This is a genomic window from Streptomyces sp. NPDC008092 (assembly GCF_042957285.1).
GTDB lineage: Bacteria > Actinomycetota > Actinomycetes > Streptomycetales > Streptomycetaceae > Streptomyces.
The window spans coordinates 223,994-244,615 of the sequence record NZ_JBIBHY010000006.1 but is presented as its reverse complement, the minus strand read 5'-3'; the positions used below and the strand labels follow the sequence as shown (position 1 = coordinate 244,615).

Below are 20,622 nucleotides of genomic sequence, written 5' to 3'. Positions count from 1 at the left end.
CCTACAGGTACGACGCATTTCTGGAGGTGCAGGATGGTGAACGGGCGAACCGTGCTCGAACGCTTTCCCGCAGGCGGACCGCGAGGATCATGGCCTGCGGAGGAGTTCGCGCAGGCCCGGCGGCTGGAAGGGCTGCCCGCCGAGGTCGTGATGGATCTGGCCACGGACACGTTCCTGGTCATCGTGCGCGGCACCGGCGGTGTCGAGGGCTAGCCGAGGGGCGACCGGCGGGTCAACCGGCCTTGCGGGCCGGCAGTTTCGTCGTGAACTGGTCCGCCTGGAGCGCGTACAGCTCCGCGTAGACCCCGCCGCTTGCCAGGAGTTCGTCGGGGGTGCCCGACTCCACCACCCGGCCCTGGTCGAGCACGTGCACCAGATCCGCGTGCCGGACCGACGCCAGCCGGTGGGTGATCAGTACGACCGTCTGCCCGTTGCCCGCGAGGGCGCGGATCTTCTCGAAGACCTCCAGTTCGGCCCGGGCGTCCAGGGCGGCCGTCGGCTCGTCCACGATCAGGATGTGCCCGCGCCGGTAGGCGGCCCGCGCGATGCCCAGCCGCTGCCACTGGCCGCCGGACAGCTCGTGCCCGCCGCTGAAGTTGCGGGCCAGCAGGGTGTCCAGGCCGCGCGGCAGGTCCTCGACCACCTCCTCCGCGCCCGCCTCCGCGACCGACGCGGCCAGCCGCTCGTCGGTGAGCGGCGCCGACGAGCGGCCGACGGCCACGTTGACCTTGGCGGTGAACGGCCAGCGCTTGAAGTCCTGGGCGACCATGGCGATGCGCTCGGCGAGCCGGTGCCGGTCGGCCCGTGCCGCGTCGACGCCGTCCCACAGGATGCGGCCGCGGTCCGGCTGGTACAGCCCCGCCAGCAGCTTGACCAGGGTGGTCTTGCCGGAACCGTTCTCGCCGACCAGGGCGACGATCCGGCCGAGGGGGATGGTGAGCGTGACGTCGTCCAGAGCGGGGCGGGCGGCACCACTCGGGTGGTCACCCTTATGACCCCCCGCACGATCATCCGGACGACCCCCTGCGCGATCATCCGCAGCACGATCGCCTTGATGATTGCTCGGATGTCCGTCCAGATGTACGTCCGGATGTTCGTCCGGATGACTGTTCGGATGATCGCTCGGATACCTGAAGGTGACGTTCTCGAAGCGGATCTCCCGGGGATCGTCGGGGAGCGGGTCGCCGCCGACCGGGATCGCCCGTTCGGCCGCCTCGACGTACAACCGCTCCAGGTCGCCCACGAACAGCGCCTCCTCGTGCAGCGTGTTGATCTCCAGCACGAGGGTGTTGAGGCTCGCCGAGCCGCTGCGGATCGCGATCACCGCCGTACCGGCCACCGACAGGGCCATCGCGCCGCTCAGCAGCAGTCCGCCCAGTGTCGCGTACGTGGCGACGGTCGCGAGGCCGGTCCAGGCCGCCGCGATCAGGCCGGTACGGGCCGCGAGCCGGGCCAGCCGGGCCTGCTCCGCCTCTGCCGTCTCCGACATCGCCCGGTAGTGCCGCAGCAGGAACGGCCCGACCCCGTGCACCCGGATCTCCGGCGCCGCCTCCGGCTCGGTGAGCAGGGCGCTGATCAGGTGGCCGGCGCGGGCGTGCTGCACCCAGGTGTGGAAGGACTCGTAGCGGCGCCGGGCGTTGGTCAGGGCGCCCCAGGCGCTCGGGATCGTCATCGTGATCAGCAGCGGGAGCAGGGCCGGGTGCAGCACGGTCAGCACACCGGCCGCGGTGACCAGCGAGATCATCGCGTTCACCACGCGCGTGCCGTACATGATCATGCGGCGGGCCGAGGAGGCGCCGTACTGGGCGGTGTCCAGCAGCTTGTGGAAGGCGTGGTCCTCGATCGCGGCGAGTTCGACGGCCGCGGCCCGCTCCAGGTACATCTCGGTCGCCACCCGCTCGACCTTGGGTTCCAGGCGGCCGGTGGCGTAGGTGGACGCGGCGCGCAGCAGGGCGGCCACGAACATGACGACGGCCATGGTCACCAGGGCGGGGGCGGCGCTGCGCAGCCGTGCCTCGATGGTGCCGGTGCCGATCAGCCGGCCCAGCACGCTGTTCACGGCGAGCAGGCTCACGGCCTGGGCCGCCCCGACGCCCACCTGCGCGGCCAGCACGATCCGCGCGGCCCCGGCGTCCGCCTGCCGGGCCAGCCGCAGACTGGACGCGAGCATGCCGGGCAGCCGGGTCATCATGGCGCGGAAGTCCAGCTCCAGGAAGGCGTTCCCGTGCTGGCTCCAGCCCATGTCGTAGCGGAGCGGTCCGCCGAACAGCAGCTGCTCCGACTCCGACATCTCGGGCGCCGCCGTGTCCCGCTTCTTCCTCACCGCGTTCCTCCCCGGGGCCGTGACCGTGTCCGTGTCCGTGGACGAACGGCCACTATCGCGGGCGGAGCCGCCACAGGGCAGGGCGCGCGGCGAGGCACGCGGGGTGCGGGGGAGTGCACGAGGGGTACGGATCGAGGCGACCCCGAGGCGTGGGGAGGTACGGAGAGGTGGGGAGGTGTGCCCGAGAGGCACGGGCCGAACTCACCCCGAACCGACTCGCGGTCCGGGAAGGCCGGTTCCACCCCCTGCTGTCGGCCGAAGCCGCGCAGCCCACAGCTCAGAGCCCACAGCCGCGCAGCGTCACGCGCTCAGCGGGCGGGACCACTCCGGTGTCGTCCCCGTCACCCGGCACAGGGCGAGGTACAGCGGTATCGGCGGGGTGTACGGCACCGTGCCCTCGGGACGGTGGATCAGGCGGGCGGTGCCGGGAAGCGGGGCGCCCAGGCTGTAACGGGCGGGGGCGGGCCAGGTGAGGGCGTCGTCCGAGTCGGTCGGGACGATCCACCACCAGTGCGTGCCGTCGGCGTACACGCATCCCACCCGCGGCAGCCGCGGTACCACCAGCGGCCCGAGCCGCGCCGGTACCGCCACCGCGTCGCAGCCCAGCGGTGCCGTCATGCCCTCGGGCACCGGGAACGACCCGATGGCACCCGCCGCGGACGACGACCGCCGGTCGCGCTTCAGGCGGATCAGAGTGTCGAGACCCAGGGACTGGCCGGAGCCGGACGCGCCGTTCATGCCTGCCTCCGCCGGGGCACCGGCCCCGGTGCCCCGGACCGCCCCGCCGCGCCGGAGCCCGACGCGGGCCGCGGCACCGTGGTGTGCGCCGGTTCGTGGGACGAACCGCCCGCCGGGCCGGTGGCGGGACGTGCGCCCCAGCCCAGGTCGTTGCGTGGCTCCGCGGTGTCCCGGGCGGCGTCGGTCTGGCGCGCCAACTCCGCCCAGACCAGCAGCCCGGGCCCGTGCTCCTGAGCCCCCCAGGCCTGGCACAGCGCCTCGACGAGGAGCAACCCCCTCCCGTGCTCCTCCTCCGGGCGCTGCGGGGACGGGTGCGGCTCGTCGGGCGCACAGCCCTCGTCCTGCACGGCGATGCGCACCGTGTCGTCGTGGTCGTGCAGTTCGCACACGACGCGACTGCTCGCGGTGTGCACGATCGCGTTGGTGACCAGCTCGGATATGACCAGGGCAGCGGTGTCACAGGTGTCCGCGCCGACCGACCAGCCGGCCAGCCGGGCGCGCACCAGGCGTCTCGCCTGGGCGGGGGAACCCGGATGAGCGGCGAGCTCGAACCGGAACCGGCGCTCGGCAGTGCCCTCACCAGGGTCGGCTGCCTCCCCCACGCTCGAACGAGTTCGCACGGGAGGACCCCCATCAGCACCGAGACCGAAACGGCCTGCGGCGGCGTCTGTTCCTAAGGGCGCGGACGGAATCACGCTTGCCACTATCTCCCCGCCGCGAACACTTGGCAAGTGTCACTCTGAAAAATGCAGAGTGCTGTGTGACGCGGTGAAAGGCCGTGGCACACTGCTCGCAACAGCATGTCGAGCGGCGCCAGTTGGGATGAGTGAGGATCCGACGGACCGATCCGGCCAATGCGATCGATGCGACCGAACAGGATGTTCCGGCTGTTGCGGCCAACTCGGTCTTACTGGTCGGTCCGGTCATTCCGTCAGATCTTCGAATGAGTCTTCGAATGGCGCCGCTGGGCTGTCAGCATGCCGGGTGACACCTGTATGTGCGTGAGTGTGCGTGACCGTGAGTGTGTACGACCGCGCAGGTGTGTGGCGGCCGGACGCCGGAGAGGCCGGCCGGGGAACAGGGAACAGGGAATTTCGTGGAGGTGGAGCGTGAGTGAGCCGCGGTCCGCGCCGACGGTGGGGCAGGTGGTCCTCGGCCGGCGCCTCCTCGACCTGCGGGAACGCGCGGGGCTCAAGCGCGAGGAGGCCGCCCGTGTGCTCCGCGTGGCGCCCGCCACCGTCCGCCGCATGGAGATGGCCGAGGTCGCCCTCAAGATCCCGTACCTCCAACTGCTCCTGAAGGCCTACGGGGTGACCGACGACGAGGCCGACCTCTTCGTCCGGCTGGCCGAGGAGGCCAACAAGCCCGGCTGGTGGCAGCGGTTCCACGACATCCTGCCGAGCTGGTTCTCCATGTACGTCAGCCTGGAGGGCGCGGCGAGCCTGATCCGCTCCTACGAGCCGCACTTCGTGCCCGGGCTGCTGCAGACCGAGGACTACGCACGCGGGGTGCTGAAGTCGGGCGCCGTCGGCCAGACCGAACCGGAGGAGATCGAACGCCACGTCGCCCTGCGGATGCAACGCCAGCAACTGCTCACCCGTGCCGAGGCGCCGCGCTTCTGGGCGGTGATGGACGAGACCGCCCTGCACCGCCCGGTCGGCGGTCCGGAGGTGATGCGCGCACAGATCGACCGACTGCTCGACGTCACGAAGCTGCCCAATGTGACGCTCCAGGTCGCCCCGTTCTCCAGTGGGCCGCACCCGGGGACGTACGGGCCCTTCGTGCTCTTCCGATTCGCCATGCCCGAACTTCCGGACATGGTCTACAGCGAGTACCTGACCGGCGCCGTCTACCTGGACGCGCGCACCGAGGTGGCGACCCACCTTGAGGTCATGGACCGCATGGCGGCGCAGGCCGCTACGGCACAACGCACGAAGGAGATCCTCCGGGATCTCCGCAAGGAGCTGTGAATGGATCGCATAAAGCCCCAGTCCGGGCCGCGGAACCGCACCGAGCGGATCTACAACGGCATGCCTGCCCGGGAACTGGGCAGCGAGGGCTGGCACAAGCCGTGGAGCGGCGGCAACGGGGGCAACTGCCTGGAGGCGATGAAGCTGGCCGACGGCCGGATCGCCGTCCGCCAGTCGACCGACCCCGACGGGCCGGCGCTGATCTACACCACGGACGAGATGACGGCCTTCATTGAGGGCGCCAAGGCGGGGGAGGCCGACTTCCTGCTCTCCTGAACCTGCCTCTGCCTCCTTTTCTTTCTTCTTATATTCAACTTCTTTGTAATGGTGCTGAACTGATCATCGACCGCGTCAGACGCACGGACATCACAGCCGGGACCACACCCGCCGGGGCGCGTCCACCAGTCGGCTGACGGCCACCACCGGGAGCGGGGGGGGCCGCCCGCCCCCCCCCCCGCCCCCCCCACCCGCCGCCGGACCGCCCACCCCCGGGCGCGGGCCAAGCGCCCCGCGGCCACCACCCCCGCCCGCGCGCCCCGCACCGACTTGCGCCCCCCCCCCCCGGGGGGGGGGGGGGGGCGGCCGCCCCCCCCCCCCCCCCCCCCCCGCTCCCGGCGACTGCTCCCGCAGCGCAGTCCTCGGACAGTCCGCCCCGTGTCACCCCCGCCCACCGCGCTTGTCGGCCCTGGCTCCGGCCCCGACTCCGGTTCCGGCCTCTTCCTCGGCACCTACACCGTCATCGGCCGGTCGTACGGAGATATCGGCGACGGCAGTTGCGAACTGCCTGTCAGGTAGTGGTCGACGGCCGCCGCCACCGCCCGCCCCTCGGCGATCGCCCACACGATCAGCGACTGCCCGCGAGCCGCGTCCCCTGCGGCGAACACGCCAGGGACGTTCGTGGCGAACCCCGCGTCCCGGGAGACGGTGCCGCGCGGCTCCATCGCCACCCCCAGCTGGTCGATCAGCCCGTCCTCCCGGTCGGGCCCGGAGAAGCCGAGCGCGAGCAGTACCAGGTCGGCCGGGAGCGTCCGCCCGGTCCCCGGCACCGGCAGCCGCGCCGCGTCCACCTCCACCAGATGCAACGACCGCACGTGCCCGCTCCCGTCGCCCGTGAAGCGAAGCGTCGACGCCGCGAACAACCGCGCGTCCGCGTCCGCCGAGGGCGCCGTCTCCAGGTCCCGCGCCTCCTCGTGCGCCGCCGACAGCCGGTAGATCTTCGGATACGTCGGCCACGGCTCGACGTCCTCGTCCCGCTCCGCGCCCGGCTGCGCGTAGATGTCCAGCTGGGTCACCGACGCGGCCTGCTCCCGCAGCGCCGTCCCCAGACAGTCCGCCCCCGTGTCACCCCCGCCCACGATCACCACATGCTTCCCGGCCGCCGACATCGGCGACTCGGCCAGGTCTCCCTCGCACACCCGGTTGGCCAGCGGCAGGTATTCCATCGCCTGCTCTATTCCGTCCAACTCCCTGCCCGGCACCGAAAGTTCCCGCCACGCCGTCGCCCCGGTCGCGATCACCACCGCGTCGTACCGGGCCCGCAGCTCCGTCGCCCGCAGGTCCCGCCCGACCGTCACGGACGTACGGAACTTCGTCCCCTCGGCCCGCATCTGGCCCAGCCGCCGTTCCAGATGGCGCTTCTCCATCTTGAACTCCGGTATGCCGTACCGCATCAGCCCGCCGAGCCGGTCGTCCTTCTCGTACACGGCGACCGTGTGCCCGGCCCGGGTCAGCTGCTGCGCCGCCGCGAGCCCGGTCGGCCCGGACCCGATCACCGCCACGGTCCGGCCGGACAGCCGCTCCGGCGGCCGCGGCGAGGCGAACCCCTCCGCCCAGGCGTGGTCCGCGATGGCGCACTCGACGTTTTTGATCGTGACGGCGGGCTGGTTGATCGCGAGCACGCATCCCGCCTCGCACGGCGCCGGGCACAACCGTCCCGTGAACTCGGGGAAGTTGTTCGTGGCGTGCAGCCGGTCGCTGGCCGCCCGCCAGTCCTCCCGCGACACCAGGTCGTTCCACTCGGGGATCAGGTTGCCCAGCGGACACGCGTCGTGGCAGAACGGCACCCCGCAGTCCATGCAGCGGTCCGCCTGCTTGCTGATGATCGGCAGCAGCGCGCCGGGGACGTACACCTCGTCCCAGTCCCGGACCCGCTCCTCGACGGGCCGCCGCGGCCACTCCTCGCGTGGCGTGGTCATGAACCCCTTGGGATCGGCCATGGTCGTCTTCCTCGCGTGCGGTCACCCCAGGCCGTGCGTCATCGGGCGGCACTCTTTCGGCCACGATACGTCCGCTCGGGCACGCCCGCAGAGTGGCTGACAGCGCTTTCCGGCGAGGGTCTCTCAGCAGGGAGCCAGCCGGCGACCAGCCGGGTACCAGGCGGGTGTCAGACAGGTGTCAGACGGGTACCAGGCGGGATCCAGCCTCTGTCCAGCCCCTGTCCAGCCGGTATCCAGCCGGGGGACCGATGTGCTCCCGCGTCTCCCTCAGGACAGGGCCAGGACGTAGACGACCGCCGCGGCGGCCGACGCGACGGTGCGCACGTGGTTCCAGAGCGTCCACTCACGCACGTACACCGGCCAGTAGGAGACGGCCTCCGGCGCACCTGGCTCCAGCTTGGCCAGCGCCTCGTTCCGGGGCACGTTCGCCACCGCGGTCAGCCCGAACGAACCGAACAGATACAGCCCGCTGCCCAGCAGCAGCTCCACCTTCCCGTCGTCCGGCCACACCACGAACGTCACCACCGCGATCATCGCGCACACCACCGCCGCACCCGCGAACACCAGCATGAACACCGGGGTCAGGGCCGCCCGGTTGATCGCGTTCATCGCCGCGACCCCCTGCGCCGAGGGCAACGAGGCCAGCCCGCGCATCACGAAGGTCGAGAACCCGCAGAACACCCCCGCCACCACCCCGGCCCCCAGCACCCCCAACAGGACCAGCACGTAATACGGCCCGTCGATCACGACCACCGCACCCACTCTCGCCGCTGGACGCCTCCACCTCTCAGATCAATGCCCACGGGTCACCCCTCCCCATGACTGTGAAGCCCGTCCACATACACATCCGGCCAGAATCGCCCCCTCCACCTCGGTCCGTCCCCTCCCTCGCACCGAACCACCCCCCATCGCCACCGCGGGCCCCGCCCCTGCCCGCCGTCACCCGGTCAGGCGGATCTCCACCCCGGCCTCCCACTCCCGCAGCACCGCCTCCACCGTGCGCGCGATCCGCCGCCGCGCCTCGTACCGTGGCACCCCGCTCATCAGCAGCTGGTCATACGGCGTGTCCACGTGCCGTATGCCCGCCACCACCGCCGAGACCACCGCCCCCTCCGTCAGCGCCCGCCCGGCCGCGGTCCGCCCGACCCGCCCGCTGCCCCGCACCGACGCGTGCGCCGCGATCGCCCGGGCCCGCTCCGGCGGGCAGCCCGGGAACAGGCGCAGGATCTCCACCGCGAACGCCTCCGTGAACCGCACGTCCTCGGCCGCCCGCCGCTTCGCGTCCCGCGCCCGGCGCCGCCGCCGTGCCTCGGCGTCGGCCAGGCACCGCGTCTCGGCCCGGGCCAGCGCGGCCTCCTCGACCAGGACGCCCTGCCGCTCGTACCGGCTCTTGCGCCGGTTGAACCGGACCACCACCGCCGACAGCGAGCTCTCCTCCCGTGACCGCCGGGTCAGTGCCGTGTCGCCCCGGGGCAGGAACACCAGATGCCCGAGATCGGTGCACTCAAGGCACCGCGGCACCCCGTCCTCCACCACCAGCAGCGACAACGGCCCCCGCCGGCACGCCGCACAGCGCTTGTGCCGCAGCGGCTGCACGACCAGAAGCCCACCGTGGTGAGGGGGAGTTGCGAGGCGTGTCATATGCGGTACTTTCCCCTCCCCGGGGACTGATCTCACGTCGTTCGCGCCCTCCCTCGCTGCCTCGCTGCCTTGCTGCCTCTCTGTCGACCGGCCGGCAGGGAGGCAGGCGGTGGCACGCTTCTGCCCGGCTCGCGCCCTGTCCAGCCGGCCACCGTCACGGTGCCCGGCCCGGAACCACCCCCGGCTCGGCCGAACGGCCGACCCGGCATCATGATCCTGTGCGACTCGAAGCGATCACCTGGGACCGGCTCGCCGAACGCCTCGCCGAGCGGCTGGTCGAACTGAAGCCCGCCGACGGGAGTGACTGGCCACGCGCCGCCTTCGACGCCGCTCCGGCCGCCCGGCCCGGCGACCTCGCGGAGCGCGTCGCCGAGGCGCTGCGGGTGCGGGGCCGGCCGTCGCTCGTCGTGGGCACCGAGGGCTTCCTGCGCCCCGCCTCGCTGCGCCTGGAGCACGGCCGGCACGACGCGGAGTCGTACTACGGCGGCTGGTTCGACACCAACGCCCTGTGGCGGGAGGTCTTCGGCCCCCTCGATCCCGGCGGGACCGGCCGCGTCCTGCCCGATCTGTGGGACCCGGCCACCGACCGGGCCACCCGGAGCCCCTATGTCCAACTCCCGCCCGGTGGAGTCCTGTTGCTGCACGGGCCGCTTCTGCTCCGGCACTGGTTCCCGTTCGACCTGAGCGTCCACCTCCTCCTGACCCCCGGCGCGCTGCGCCGCCGTACCCCCGAGGCCGACCACTGGACCCTCCCCGCCTTCGAGCGCTACGCGGCCGAGACCGACCCGGCCGGCACGGCCGACGTCCTGGTCCGCGCCGACGACCCGCGGCATCCGGCGTGGAGCGGCTGAGGGGATCCGGTAAACCGCTTTTCTATGCGCGTGCATGTAAGTAGTCTGGCCGTATGCCTACCTCCCCGATCACCCCCGTCACCTTCGACGACTCCCTCCGGGCCCTCCTCGACGCCAGGAACTTCGCCAGCGTCGCCACCCTCGGCCCCGACGGCGCCCCGCACAACTCGGTGGTCTGGGTCAAACGGGAGGGCGACGCCGTGCTGTTCTCCTCCACCGACGGCCGCCAGAAGGTGCGCAACCTCCGCCGTGACCCCCGCATCAGCCTCACGGTCTTCGACCTGGCCAACCCCTACCACTCGGCCGAGATACGAGGCACCGCCGAGATCCTCCCGGACGAGGACAAGCGGCTCCCGCACGAGCTCTCCCACAAGTACCTCGGCATCGACCCGCCCGCGGAGAAGGACGACGAGACCCGCCTGATCATCAGGGTCGTGCCGCGCCGGATCGTCGCCTTCTCGGCCTGAGGGGCGGCCCGGGGCCGGGCGGCTCAGAGCCAGCCGTTGCGCCTGAAGCCGCGGTACAGCACCAGGCACGCCAGGGATATGACGCCGAGGACGAGCGGATAGCCGAACCGCCAGTGCAGTTCCGGCATGTGATCGAAGTTCATGCCGTACACACCGCACACCATCGTCGGCACGGCGATCACCGCGGCCCAGGCCGTGATCTTCCGCATGTCCTCGTTCTGCGCGACCGTCACCTGGGCCAGATGCGCCTGGAGGATGGAGTTGAGCAACTCGTCGAAGGACGCGATCTGTTCCTTCGCCCGCATCAGGTGGTCGAGCACATCCCTGAAGTAGGCCTGTATCTCCGGTTCGATCACTCGTATCGGTCGGGTGGTCAGCTCCTCCATCGGCCTGGCGAGCGGCACCACCGCTCGCTTCAGCTCCAGGAGTTCACGCTTCATCTGGTAGATCCGGCCCGGGTCGGCCCGCGCGCCGTTCTCCGCGAACACGTCCGCCTCGACCTGGTCGATGTCGCCCTGCACCGAGTCCGTGACGCTCAGATAGTCGTCGACCACGTGGTCCGCGATGGCGTGCAGCACCGCCGCCGGCCCCTTCGCGAGCTGGCTCGGCGTGGCCTCCAGCTCCTCGCGCAGCGGCCCCAGCGAGCCGTGCCGGCCGTGCCGTACCGTGATCACGAAGTCCTCGCCGACGAAGACCATGATCTCGCCGGTGTCGACGACCTCGCTGGTCGCCGTCAGCTTTTCGTGCTCGACGTAGCAGACCGTCTTGAACACCGCGAACAGCGTCTCCCCGTACCGCTCCACCTTCGGGCGCTGACGGGCCTCGACCGCGTCCTCCACGGCCAGCGGGTGCAGGTCGAACAGCTCGGCGATGCCCGCGAACTCGCTGTCCGTCGGCTCGTGCAGCCCCAGCCAGACGAACCCGTCCCCCCTCTTGCGCACCCGTTCCACCGCGGAGAACAGGTCGCTGCACTCCGGAACCCGCGCCCCGTCCTCGTACGTCACGCAGTTGACCACCGAGGAGCCCAGCGGGGACCGTGCGTGATGGTTCAGGTCGACACGGGGCCGCCGCCGGGCCAGCCGTGCCACCCTGCGCAGGCCGCCGGTCCTGCCCAGCCCTGTGACCTTCCGCAGATTCCCTGCCATCGTCATCCGGATCTCCTTGCATGGAGCCACTCGTGCAGCGCTTCCCGCCTTGCCCGGCAAGTCTGCCAGTCCGGTGTGAGACGCGGGTAAGCCTGTGGGAACGGCGAGTTCCGGTTGGTTCCCGCCTGTGGACAACCGTGTTCCCGACCCGTGCTCCCCCGACCCCTGTTCCCGACCTCTGCGCCGGGTAACTGAAATCATCCCTTCATGACACAGGCCGACGGATATCTCCTCGACAACCGCCAGAGCGAGGCCGGGCAGCGCTTCGACGCCTTCGCGACCCTCTTCGACCCGACCACCTTCCGTCATCTGGAGACACTCGGTCTCGGACCGGGCCGGAGCTGCTGGGAGGTCGGGGCCGGCGGCACCTCCGTGGTGTCCTGGCTGGCCGGGAAGGTCGGGCCGACCGGCCGGGTCGTCGCCACCGACATCGACACCTCGCTGCTCGCCGCGGCCGCCCACGCACCCGTCGAGGTCCGCACCCACGACGTCGGCGCCGAGGAGCCGCCGGGGGAGGGCTTCGACCTGGTGCACGCCCGGCTCGTCCTGGTCCATGTGCCGGACCGGGAAAGGGCGTTGCGTTCCATGATCAAGGCCCTGCGCCCCGGCGGACGCCTGCTCATCGAGGACGCCGACCCCGCCCTCCAGCCCCTCACCTGCCCCTACGAGTACGGCCCCGAGCAGCAGCTCGCCAACCGCCTGCGCCAGGGCTTCCGCAAGCTCCTCGCCGAACGCGGCGCCGACCTGTCGTACGGCCGCAAGCTTCCGCGGCTGCTCCGCGAGGCCGGGCTGCACGAGGTGGAGGCCGACGCCTACTTCCCCGTCGCCTCGCCCGCCTGCACCGCCCTGGAGATCGCCACCGTCCGGCAGATCCGGGCCCGGCTCGTCGCGGCCGGCCTGGCCACCGACGAGGACATCGACCAGCACCTCGCCAACGTGGCGACCGGCAGCATGGACCTCGCCACGGCCCCGATGATCTCGGCGTGGGGCCGCAAGGCGTAGGCCCGCCTCTCCGGACGGGGCGCGATGCCCGGATCAGCCATGGGCGGGCGGTCTCGCACCCACGCGTTCCACCGCCAGCGCGCCCGCCCCGCAGCCCAGCACGGCCGCCTCCCGGGCATCCACGCCTGCGACCAGCGCCGCGAGGAACGCCCCGGTGAAGGCGTCACCCGCGCCCGTGGTGTCCCGGGGCATCGCCGGTGCGGCCGGGATGCGTGCGAGGACGCTGCCCGACCGGGCCACCAGCGCGCCGTCCGCCCCCGCCTTGGCCACCACCAGCGGGACCTGGCGGCTCAGCTTGGCTGCGGCGTCGGCCGGATCGGGCAGCCCCGTCAGCAGACAGGCCTCGTCCCGGCTCGGCAGCAGGACGTCCACTCCCTCGACGAGCGCCAGAAAGCGGTCCACGCCCAGCGCGGTGAGGAACCCGGCCGACGCGGGATCCAGGCTCACCGGTACGCCACGTGCGCGGGCCGCCGCCAGGGCCGTCGCCACCAGTGCCCGGCTCGGTTCGGAGAACAGCAGGTAGCCGGAGAGATGCAGCCGGGCCACTCCGTCGAGCAGCGCGTCCGACCAGTCGGCGGGCTCCAGCCGCAGGGACGCCCCGCTGTCCGTGAGGAAGGTCCGCTCGGCCGCGTCGCCGTTGTCGACCAGGCAGATCACCGTTCCTGTCGCGGCCCGGGGGTCCACCACGAGGCGGGGCCGGACCCCGGCGGCGACCAGCTCCCGCTCGTGCCACTGGGCCGCGTCCGCGCCCACCCGCCCCAGCAGCCGGACGTCCGCACAGCCTGAGTGCGCCGCCCAGCAGGCCACATTGGCGCCCGCCCCGCCGGGCAGGGTCCGGATTACGGCGGCCGTGTCGGTCCCGGCCGCGAGCGGCCCCCGGTACCGCGCGACGACGTCGGTGACGATGTCCCCGACGACCAGCAGCGCCCCGCCCTCGGCCGGCACCGCGCCTCCGGCCGGCACCGCGCCCTCGGCCGGCACCGCGCCTCCGGCCGGCACCGCGCCCTCGGCCGGCACCGCGCCTCCGGCCGGCACCGCGCCCTCGGCCGGCACCGCGCCTCCGGCCGGCACCGCGCCTCCGGCCGGCACCGCGCCTCCGGCCGGCGCCACGTCTCCGGATGGCGCCGCGCCCCCGGCCGGTGCCCGGTCCCCGTCAGGCATCGCCTCTTCGTGAGGCGTCCCCTCACCGCCGGATGCCGCCGCCCCGCCCGGCGCCGCCGCCCGCTCGGTCGTCACCCCCTGGCCCACGCCGAGGCGATCCGCGCCGCCAGCCCGACATTGCCGCGCACGGCCGCCAGGTTGGCCTCCAGAGACGCGCCGTCCGTGTGCCGGACCAGGTAGTCGAGGAGGAACGGCGTGACCGCCTGACCCGCGATCCCTTCCGCGTCGCACGCGTGCAGCGCGTCGGCGAGCACGCGCGCGTGCAGCGCGGGGTCGAGCTGCTCAGCCTCCGGGACGGGGTTGGCGACGATCAGCGCCGTGTCCGCCGCGTCCAGTGCGTCCTGCGCCCGCATGACATCGGCGACCTGGTCCGGGGTCCGAAGCGTCCAGTCGACCGGATGCCCGGAGTCGGACAGATAGAAGCCGGGGAAGCGGTCCGTGCCGTAACCGGCGACGGCCACGCCCAGGGTCTCCAGACGCTGGAGGGTCGCCGGAACGTCCAGGATCGACTTCACGCCCGCGCACACCACCGTGATCCGGGTGCGCGCCAGCAGGCCCAGGTCGGCGGACTCGTCCTGGGTCGCCGTCCACTCCCGGTGCACCCCGCCGAGACCGCCCGTCGCGAACACCCGGAGGCCGGCCAGCGCCGCCAGCTGTGCCGTCGCCGACACGGTGGTCGCCCCGCTCGCCCCCGCCGCCACGGCGAGCGGCAGGTCGCGGTGGCCCAGCTTGCGGATCCCGTCCTCGTTGGCGATCCGCTCCAACTGGTCCTTGTCCAGGCCGACATGGGGACGCCCGTCCAGCACGGCGATGGTCGCGGGCACCGCTCCCGCGCGCCGTACCGTGTCCTCCAGCTCCAGCGCCACCTGGAGGTTGCGCGGGCGCGGCAGCCCGTGCGCGATGATCGTGGACTCCAGGGCGACCACCGCGCGACCCGCGCCGAGCGCCTCCCTGACCTCTTCCGACACCACCAGCACCACGCCTGTCTCCTGTCCGTCGGTCTTCCCTCATCTCTGGCGAGGGCCGTACCCGGCTAAACGCTTGCGGCCTGTGGGGGACGCCACCAGCCTGGGCGGCATGACGAATCACCCGGTACGTCTGGACCACGTCGTCCTCTGGGTCGCCGACCCGGCCGCCGCGGCCGGCTTCTACGAGCGGATGCTCGGCCTGGAGCCGCTGCGCATCACCGAGTTCACCGCGGGAGAGGTGCCCTTCCCCTCGGTACGCGTCAACGAGGAAACCATCATCGACCTCGCGCCGTTCACCCTCGCCGAGCGCCTGCCGGTACTCCCCGGCGCCGCCGACAGCGCGGGCCGGCCCGTGAACCACGTCTGCCTGTCCCTGCCGTCCGACGCCTTCGACACCCTGCGCGCCCGCCTCGCCGAGCACGCCGTCCCCATGACCGACATCGGGCACGACTCCTTCGGCGCCCGCGGCAAGGCCCCGCGCAACTTCTACTTCCGGGACCCCGACGGCAACGTCGTCGAGGCACGGCACTACGGCTGACCGCGCCCGCGAACGCCGCACGACCAGGGCTCGGGGGCGGGCTCGGGGGCGCGCCTCAGAACAGCGGCTCGGGCAGCACGCCCTCCAGGGCGAGCAGCTTCCGCTTGGTCTCCAGACCGCCCCCGAACCCGCCGATCCCGCCGTCGCTCTCCACCACGCGGTGACAGGGCACGACGACCGGCAGCGGATTGGCGCCCATGGCCGCGCCCACCGCCTGCGCCCCGCCGGGCTGCCCGACCCGCCCCGCCAGATCGCCGTACCCGACCACCGTGCCGTACGGGACACCGGCGGCCAGTTCGCGCAGCACCTGCCGGTTGAAGCCGGAGATCAGCGACCAGTCCAGCGGCAGGTCGAAGTCCTGCCGTCGGCCCGCGAAGTACGCCCGCAGCTGGGATATCGCCTCGGCCAGCACCGGCTCCGCCGGATCCTCGACGGGCTCGGTGCCCAGCCGGGCAGCCAGCCGCTCCAGCGTCCGGTCCCGCACCGCGTCGGTGGCGTGGAAGACCACGTTGACCAGGCCGGTCCCGGTCGCCGCGAGCAGCAGCGGACCGATGTCGGTGGCCACCACAGCCCACACCACGCGCTGCCCGTACTGTCCTTCGCTGTCCATGTGCCCCACCGTACGGCCCGCCACTGACAACGCCCGTCGCCCCGGTCCGGCTCAGCTCGCACGCAGCGCGGCCCGCACCACGTCCGGCTTGTTGGTGATGATCCCGTCCACGCCGTAGCCGACGGCCTTCCAGGTGGTGACCGCGTCGTTCACCGTCCAGGTGAAGACGCGCAGCGGCCTGCCGTGCGGCCCCTCGAACGAGTGCACGTTCCGCACATAGCCGGCGGAGACCGAGTCCACCGAGGGGTTGACCAGGTCCACGAAGCGCGCGTAGCGCTGCAGGGATCCCGCGGACGGCGTGCCGAGGTAGCCGGTCGTCACGGCGGGCCGGAGGCCGTGCACGACGCGCAGGCTGTCCGCGCTGAAGCTCTGCACGACGAGCCGGTCCAGGTGCGGGCGGTCGAGCCAGCCCTCGTCGCCCAGCAGCCTGAGGGTCTGCTGCTCGATGCCGGGGTACAGCTCAGGGTTCTTGATCTCCAGGAGCAGCTTCTCGTGGTTGTGCTCGACCCGGCGCATGTACTGCGCCAGCGTCGGCACCCGCGTGCCCCGGTACGACGGGGAGAACCAGCTGCCGGCGTCCAGCCGCGCGATCTCGGCCGCGGTGAAGTCCTTCACCTTCCAGGGCGCCCGGCCGGGAAAGACCTGTTCGACGTCGGTGGTGCGCTCAAGGCTGTCGTCGTGGATGACGACGAGCCGGCCGTCCTTGGTGCGCTGGACGTCGTTCTCGACCCAGGTGAAGCCCAGCGAGGCCGCCTTGTCGATGGCGGCCAGCGTGTTCTCGGGGGCATAGGCGGAGGCACCCCGGTGCGCGAGCACCGTGGGCTCGGCGGTGTCGCCGGCCCGGGCGGCGGGGACGGGGCTCAGCAGGGCGGCCGTTCCCAGCAGCGCGGTGACCGTGGCGGCGACTGCGCGCGCGTGCATGCGCACTCCTCACGTCGGGCGAATACGGACAGCACAAGAGTGACAGCAGGGAGTCAACGGCGGCCGGGTGCGGGACGGCCACAGATGGAATGGAGTGGCCCAAGCCCGCTCACCGTTGCCGCACAACTGAGGCAAGGGCGTGTTTCTTTGCCGGAAAATCGTTCGACCATTCCGGTGCGGGTCATACTCTCTGCGTCAACCCTGACCGCTCGGGCGGTCCTGGGACGGGGGCGCATTGCACATATTCCGGGACGCAAAGGGTGAAGGGCAGCCGCGCATGCAGGGCACGGTCGACGGATTCAGCTACGGGGTCGTCACCCCGTTGGTGGCCTATCTGATGGCCTGCCTCGGTGGCGCCCTCGGGCTGCGCTGCACGACCCGGGCGATGCTGGTGGCCCACTCCTGGCGGCCCGCCTGGCTCGCCCTGGGCTCGGCGGCGATCGGCTCCGGCATATGGACCATGCACTTCGTCGCCATGATGGGGTTCAGCGTCAAGGAGACGCCGATCCACTACGACAAGCCCCTCACCTACACGAGCCTCGGCCTCGCCATCGTCATGGTGGGCGTCGGGATCTTCATAGTCGGCTACCGGGGCGCCACCGGGACAGCGCTCTTCACGGGCGGCACGATCACCGGCCTGGGCATCGCCTCGATGCACTACCTGGGCATGGCCGGGCTGCGTCTCAACGGAACCCTGGAGTACAACACGCTCACGGTGGCCGCGTCGGTCGTGATAGGGGTCGTCGCCGCCACCTCGGCCCTGTGGGCGGCCGGACAGGTCCGCGGCTTCCTGTGGAGCGTCGGCGCGAGCCTCGTGATGGGGCTCGCCGTCAGCGGCATGCACTACACCGGCATGGCCGCCCTCACCGTCCACCTGCACAGCGCCGGCGTGACGTCGCCGGGCGACTCGCCCGCCTCCCTGCTCGCCCCCATGCTGATCGGCCCGCTGGCCTTCCTCTTCCTGGCCGCCGTCGTCGTGATCTTCGACCCGCTGATGGTCACGGGCAAGCCCGACCGCCTCCGCGTGGAGCACAAGCCGGGCGTCCCGGCCGGCGAGGTCAACCACCACCCGAGCCGCCGCCCGCAGGTCCGCGTCGGCCGCCAGCAGAGCCACCACAGCGCGCGCACCCCGCAGAACCGCTGATCAGAACCGGCTGTCAGTGCGGGGCCGTACGGTGGAACCCATGCGGCCCGTTTCCCACATCGAACGCACGGTGGCGCCCTTCGAGGTCGTCAGCCCGTACCAGCCCAGCGGCGACCAGCCGGCGGCCATCGCCGACCTGGCCAAGCGCATCGAGGCCGGTGAGAAGGACGTCGTCCTCCTCGGCGCGACCGGCACCGGCAAGTCCGCCACCACCGCGTGGATGATCGAGAAGCTCCAGCGCCCCACCCTGGTGATGGCGCCGAACAAGACGCTGGCCGCCCAGCTGGCCAACGAGTTCCGCGAGCTTCTCCCGAACAACGCGGTCGAATACTTCGTCTCGTACTACGACTACTACCAGCCCGAGGCGTACGTCCCGCAGTCGGACACCTACATCGAGAAGGACTCCTCGATCAACGAGGAGGTCGAGCGGCTGCGCCACTCCGCTACGAACTCGCTGCTCACCCGGCGTGACGTGATCGTCGTCGCCTCGGTCTCCTGCATCTACGGCCTCGGTACCCCGCAGGAGTACGTCGACCGCATGGTCCCGCTGCGGGTCGGCGACGAGATCGACCGCGACGACCTGCTGCGCCGCTTCGTGGACATCCAGTACACGCGCAACGACCTTGCGTTCACCCGCGGCACCTTCCGTGTCCGCGGCGACACCATCGAGATCTTCCCGGTCTACGAGGAGCTCGCCGTCCGCATCGAGATGTTCGGCGACGAGATCGAGGCGCTGTCCACGCTGCACCCGCTCACCGGCGAGATCATCAGCGACGACCGGCAGCTGTACGTCTTCCCGGCCTCCCACTACGTCGCCGGCCCCGAGCGCCTGGAGCGGGCCGTCAACGACATCGAGAAGGAGCTGGGGGAGCGCCTGGCCGAGCTGGAGAAGCAGGGCAAGCTCCTGGAGGCCCAGCGGCTGCGCATGCGCACCACGTACGACATCGAGATGCTCCGCCAGATCGGCTCCTGCTCCGGCGTGGAGAACTACTCGATGCACTTCGACGGCCGCCTGCCCGGCTCCCCGCCGAACACCCTGCTCGACTACTTCCCGGACGACTTCCTCCTCGTCATCGACGAGTCGCATGTCACCGTGCCGCAGATCGGCGCCATGTACGAGGGCGACGCCTCCCGCAAGCGCACCCTCGTGGAGCACGGCTTCCGGCTGCCCTCAGCCCTGGACAACCGCCCCCTGAAGTGGGAGGAGTTCCAGGAGCGCATCGGGCAGGCCGTGTACCTGTCGGCGACCCCCGGCGCGTACGAGCTGTCCCGCGGGGACGGCGTCGTCGAGCAGATCATCCGCCCCACCGGGCTCGTCGACCCCGAGGTCGTCGTCAAGCCCACCGAGGGCCAGATCGACGACCTGGTGCACGAGATCCGCAAGCGCACCGAGAAGGACGAGCGCGTCCTGGTCACCACCCTCACCAAGAAGATGGCCGAGGACCTCACCGACTACTTCCTGGAGCTCGGCATCCAGGTGCGCTACCTGCACAGTGACGTCGACACCCTGCGCCGTGTCGAACTGCTGCGCGAGCTGCGCTCCGGCGAGTACGACGTCCTGGTCGGCATCAACCTCCTCAGGGAGGGCCTCGACCTGCCCGAGGTGTCCCTGGTGGCGATCCTCGACGCCGACAAGGAGGGCTTCCTGCGCTCGGGTACCTCGCTGATCCAGACCATCGGCCGCGCGGCGCGCAATGTCTCCGGCGAGGTCCACATGTACGCCGACAAGATCACCCCGGCGATGGAGAAGGCCATCGACGAGACCAACCGGCGCCGGGAGAAGCAGGTCGCCTACAACAAGGCCAACGGCATCGACCCGCAGCCGCTCCGGAAGAAGATCAACGACATCGTCGCGCAGATCGCCCGCGAGGAGGTCGACACCGAACAGCTGCTCGGCTCGGGCTATCGCAAGCTGAAGGACGGCAAGGGGGCCAAGGCTCCCGTTCCCTCCCTGGGCGACAAGGCGGCCAAGGGCGCGAAGGCCGGAAAGGCAGCCAAGGGCAAGGCCAAGGAGACGGTGCCCACCGACCGCCCGGCTGCCGAACTCGCCGAGCAGATCGAGGAGATGACGGAGCGCATGCGTGCCGCCGCGGCTGACCTGCAGTTCGAGATCGCGGCCCGGCTGCGGGACGAGGTCTCCGAAATGAAGAAGGAACTGCGCCAGATGAGGGAGGCGGGCCTGGCCTGACCCCTGGGCCGCGGCCGAACCCCGGCAAGGGCGCGAAGTGTTGCAAGACCGACACAAAGCGCGGGCCGGGGTTCGGCACTGTCAGTGGCGCTGCATAGGGTTTCGGGCAACCGCGCACTTCGCGGCCACCGGGGACATCCGACGAGGGGAAGCAGCCGTGACCGTCAACATGACCAAGGGTCAGGCCATCAGCCTGGAGAAGAAGGACGGCGGCTCCCTGAGCTCGGTCCGCATGGGTCTTGGTTGGAAGGCGGCGCCCCGGCGCGGGCTGTTCGGCTCGCGCACCCGTGAGATCGACCTGGACGCCTCGGCGGTGCTGTTCGCCGACAAGCAGCCCGTCGACGTCGTGTTCTTCCGGCACCTGGTGAGCGACGACGGCTCGGTCCGCCATACCGGCGACAACCTGGTCGGCGGTGCGGGCCAGGGCGGCGACGACGAGGCCATTCTCGTCGACCTCGCGCGCGTGCCGGTCCACGTCGACCAGATCATCTTCACCGTCAACTCCTTCACCGGCCAGACCTTCCAGGAAGTGCAGAACGCCTTCTGCCGGCTGGTCGACGAGGCCACCGGTCAGGAACTCGCCCGCTACACGCTCGACGGCGGCGGCGAGTACACCGCCCAGATCATGGCGAAGGTGCACCGGTCGGGATCCGGCTGGACGATGACGGCCCTGGGCGTCCCGGCCAAGGGCCGTACCTTCCAGGACCTGGTGCCGGCGATCCTGCCGATCCTCTGAGCT

General features: G+C 71.7%; 21 protein-coding genes. 10 read left to right on the top strand and 11 right to left on the bottom strand.

All coding sequences use genetic code 11. From position 1 onward, the window contains the following. Positions 1 to 33: 33 nt before the first annotated feature. Entirely contained in the window at positions 34 to 213 is a 180-nt protein-coding gene (locus tag ACFZB3_RS21055) for a hypothetical protein (RefSeq protein WP_093504414.1), read from the top strand. Positions 214 to 232: 19 nt separating this feature from the next. On the opposite strand, the gene ACFZB3_RS21050 is transcribed toward ACFZB3_RS21055, so the two are convergent. From ACFZB3_RS21050 to ACFZB3_RS21040, 3 genes are all read right to left on the bottom strand, one after another. After that, on the bottom strand, positions 233 to 2,323 hold the full coding sequence (locus ACFZB3_RS21050) for an ATP-binding cassette domain-containing protein (RefSeq protein WP_391377159.1): 2,091 nt from the start codon (positions 2,321 to 2,323) through the stop codon (positions 233 to 235). Between the two features lie 300 nt (positions 2,324 to 2,623). Further along, a complete protein-coding gene (locus ACFZB3_RS21045) occupies positions 2,624 to 3,061 on the bottom strand; it encodes a hypothetical protein (RefSeq protein WP_391377158.1) in 438 nt (145 codons plus the stop codon). Beyond that, positions 3,058 to 3,765, bottom strand: a complete 708-nt coding sequence (locus tag ACFZB3_RS21040; RefSeq protein ID WP_391377157.1) for an ATP-binding protein — start codon at positions 3,763 to 3,765, stop codon at positions 3,058 to 3,060. The genes ACFZB3_RS21045 and ACFZB3_RS21040 overlap by 4 nt, the downstream gene beginning before the upstream one ends. Before the next feature lie 405 nt (positions 3,766 to 4,170). Between ACFZB3_RS21040 and ACFZB3_RS21035 the strand changes: the two genes are divergently transcribed. After that, positions 4,171 to 5,031 carry a Scr1 family TA system antitoxin-like transcriptional regulator gene (locus tag ACFZB3_RS21035; protein ID WP_391377156.1) on the top strand — a complete coding sequence of 287 codons (861 nt, stop codon included), beginning with the start codon at positions 4,171 to 4,173 and terminating at the stop codon, positions 5,029 to 5,031. Further along, entirely contained in the window at positions 5,032 to 5,307 is a 276-nt protein-coding gene (locus ACFZB3_RS21030) for a DUF397 domain-containing protein (protein WP_089100964.1), read from the top strand. A gap of 452 nt (positions 5,308 to 5,759) precedes the next feature. On the opposite strand, the gene ACFZB3_RS21025 is transcribed toward ACFZB3_RS21030, so the two are convergent. The 3 genes from ACFZB3_RS21025 to ACFZB3_RS21015 all read right to left on the bottom strand — a co-directional run bounded on the left by ACFZB3_RS21025 (position 5,760) and on the right by ACFZB3_RS21015 (position 8,888). Then, entirely contained in the window at positions 5,760 to 7,247 is a 1,488-nt protein-coding gene (locus ACFZB3_RS21025) for a glutamate synthase small subunit (RefSeq protein WP_391377155.1), read from the bottom strand. A 267-nt stretch (positions 7,248 to 7,514) separates the two neighbouring features. After that, positions 7,515 to 7,994 (bottom strand): anthrone oxygenase family protein, encoded by a 480-nt coding sequence (locus ACFZB3_RS21020; protein ID WP_391377824.1) that lies wholly within the window; start codon positions 7,992 to 7,994, stop codon positions 7,515 to 7,517. Positions 7,995 to 8,186: 192 nt separating this feature from the next. Then, on the bottom strand, positions 8,187 to 8,888 hold the full coding sequence (locus ACFZB3_RS21015) for a DUF2293 domain-containing protein (protein WP_391377154.1): 702 nt from the start codon (positions 8,886 to 8,888) through the stop codon (positions 8,187 to 8,189). A gap of 218 nt (positions 8,889 to 9,106) precedes the next feature. On the opposite strand from ACFZB3_RS21015, the gene ACFZB3_RS21010 reads away from it, so the two are divergent. After that, positions 9,107 to 9,739: a uridine kinase gene (locus ACFZB3_RS21010; protein WP_391377153.1), complete on the top strand. Its 633-nt coding sequence runs from the start codon at positions 9,107 to 9,109 to the stop codon at positions 9,737 to 9,739. Between the two features lie 53 nt (positions 9,740 to 9,792). Beyond that, complete coding sequence (locus ACFZB3_RS21005) at positions 9,793 to 10,206, top strand: TIGR03618 family F420-dependent PPOX class oxidoreductase (RefSeq protein WP_391377152.1); 414 nt, start codon at positions 9,793 to 9,795, stop codon at positions 10,204 to 10,206. A gap of 23 nt (positions 10,207 to 10,229) precedes the next feature. Here ACFZB3_RS21005 and ACFZB3_RS21000 read toward each other — a convergent pair whose 3' ends face one another. After that, positions 10,230 to 11,357: a CorA family divalent cation transporter gene (locus ACFZB3_RS21000; protein ID WP_391377151.1), complete on the bottom strand. Its 1,128-nt coding sequence runs from the start codon at positions 11,355 to 11,357 to the stop codon at positions 10,230 to 10,232. A gap of 201 nt (positions 11,358 to 11,558) precedes the next feature. Between ACFZB3_RS21000 and ACFZB3_RS20995 the strand changes: the two genes are divergently transcribed. After that, a complete protein-coding gene (locus ACFZB3_RS20995; RefSeq protein ID WP_391377150.1) occupies positions 11,559 to 12,353 on the top strand; it encodes a methyltransferase domain-containing protein in 795 nt (264 codons plus the stop codon). 33 nt (positions 12,354 to 12,386) lie between these two features. On the opposite strand, the gene ACFZB3_RS20990 is transcribed toward ACFZB3_RS20995, so the two are convergent. Beyond that, positions 12,387 to 13,514, bottom strand: a complete 1,128-nt coding sequence (locus tag ACFZB3_RS20990) for a PfkB family carbohydrate kinase (RefSeq protein WP_391377149.1) — start codon at positions 13,512 to 13,514, stop codon at positions 12,387 to 12,389. Positions 13,515 to 13,585: 71 nt separating this feature from the next. Beyond that, positions 13,586 to 14,494 (bottom strand): pseudouridine-5'-phosphate glycosidase, encoded by a 909-nt coding sequence (locus ACFZB3_RS20985; RefSeq protein WP_391377148.1) that lies wholly within the window; start codon positions 14,492 to 14,494, stop codon positions 13,586 to 13,588. Positions 14,495 to 14,591: 97 nt separating this feature from the next. Between ACFZB3_RS20985 and ACFZB3_RS20980 the strand changes: the two genes are divergently transcribed. Beyond that, a complete protein-coding gene (locus ACFZB3_RS20980) occupies positions 14,592 to 15,020 on the top strand; it encodes a VOC family protein (RefSeq protein ID WP_391377147.1) in 429 nt (142 codons plus the stop codon). A 55-nt stretch (positions 15,021 to 15,075) separates the two neighbouring features. On the opposite strand, the gene ACFZB3_RS20975 is transcribed toward ACFZB3_RS20980, so the two are convergent. Next, positions 15,076 to 15,630: a methylated-DNA--[protein]-cysteine S-methyltransferase gene (locus tag ACFZB3_RS20975; RefSeq protein ID WP_391377146.1), complete on the bottom strand. Its 555-nt coding sequence runs from the start codon at positions 15,628 to 15,630 to the stop codon at positions 15,076 to 15,078. Positions 15,631 to 15,681: 51 nt separating this feature from the next. Then, positions 15,682 to 16,551: a glycerophosphodiester phosphodiesterase family protein gene (locus ACFZB3_RS20970; RefSeq protein ID WP_391377145.1), complete on the bottom strand. Its 870-nt coding sequence runs from the start codon at positions 16,549 to 16,551 to the stop codon at positions 15,682 to 15,684. A gap of 277 nt (positions 16,552 to 16,828) precedes the next feature. On the opposite strand from ACFZB3_RS20970, the gene ACFZB3_RS20965 reads away from it, so the two are divergent. From ACFZB3_RS20965 to ACFZB3_RS20955, 3 genes are all read left to right on the top strand, one after another. Further along, the gene (locus ACFZB3_RS20965; RefSeq protein ID WP_391377144.1) at positions 16,829 to 17,695 is read left to right on the top strand and encodes an MHYT domain-containing protein; all 867 of its coding nucleotides are present in this window, start codon (positions 16,829 to 16,831) and stop codon (positions 17,693 to 17,695) included. A 40-nt stretch (positions 17,696 to 17,735) separates the two neighbouring features. Then, on the top strand, positions 17,736 to 19,883 hold the full coding sequence (gene uvrB, locus ACFZB3_RS20960; protein WP_391377143.1) for an excinuclease ABC subunit UvrB: 2,148 nt from the start codon (positions 17,736 to 17,738) through the stop codon (positions 19,881 to 19,883). 157 nt (positions 19,884 to 20,040) lie between these two features. After that, a complete protein-coding gene (locus ACFZB3_RS20955; protein ID WP_391377142.1) occupies positions 20,041 to 20,619 on the top strand; it encodes a TerD family protein in 579 nt (192 codons plus the stop codon). Positions 20,620 to 20,622 lie beyond the last annotated feature (3 nt).

Bases quoted from the DNA above. Each gene is read 5' to 3' on its own strand.
- ACFZB3_RS21055 (WP_093504414.1), top strand. From the start codon at position 34: ATGGTGAACGGGCGAACCGTGCTCGAACGCTTTCCCGCAGGCGGACCG.
- ACFZB3_RS21045 (WP_391377158.1), bottom strand. From the start codon at position 3,061: ATGAACGGCGCGTCCGGCTCCGGCCAGTCCCTGGGTCTCGACACTCTG.
- ACFZB3_RS21030 (WP_089100964.1), top strand. From the start codon at position 5,032: ATGGATCGCATAAAGCCCCAGTCCGGGCCGCGGAACCGCACCGAGCGG.
- ACFZB3_RS21025 (WP_391377155.1), bottom strand. From the start codon at position 7,247: ATGGCCGATCCCAAGGGGTTCATGACCACGCCACGCGAGGAGTGGCCG.
- ACFZB3_RS21015 (WP_391377154.1), bottom strand. From the start codon at position 8,888: ATGACACGCCTCGCAACTCCCCCTCACCACGGTGGGCTTCTGGTCGTG.
- ACFZB3_RS21005 (WP_391377152.1), top strand. From the start codon at position 9,793: ATGCCTACCTCCCCGATCACCCCCGTCACCTTCGACGACTCCCTCCGG.
- ACFZB3_RS21000 (WP_391377151.1), bottom strand. From the start codon at position 11,357: ATGACGATGGCAGGGAATCTGCGGAAGGTCACAGGGCTGGGCAGGACC.
- ACFZB3_RS20995 (WP_391377150.1), top strand. From the start codon at position 11,559: ATGACACAGGCCGACGGATATCTCCTCGACAACCGCCAGAGCGAGGCC.
- ACFZB3_RS20990 (WP_391377149.1), bottom strand. From the start codon at position 13,514: ATGCCTGACGGGGACCGGGCACCGGCCGGGGGCGCGGCGCCATCCGGA.
- ACFZB3_RS20980 (WP_391377147.1), top strand. From the start codon at position 14,592: ATGACGAATCACCCGGTACGTCTGGACCACGTCGTCCTCTGGGTCGCC.
- ACFZB3_RS20975 (WP_391377146.1), bottom strand. From the start codon at position 15,630: ATGGACAGCGAAGGACAGTACGGGCAGCGCGTGGTGTGGGCTGTGGTG.
- ACFZB3_RS20970 (WP_391377145.1), bottom strand. From the start codon at position 16,551: ATGCACGCGCGCGCAGTCGCCGCCACGGTCACCGCGCTGCTGGGAACG.
- ACFZB3_RS20965 (WP_391377144.1), top strand. From the start codon at position 16,829: ATGCAGGGCACGGTCGACGGATTCAGCTACGGGGTCGTCACCCCGTTG.
- uvrB (WP_391377143.1), top strand. From the start codon at position 17,736: ATGCGGCCCGTTTCCCACATCGAACGCACGGTGGCGCCCTTCGAGGTC.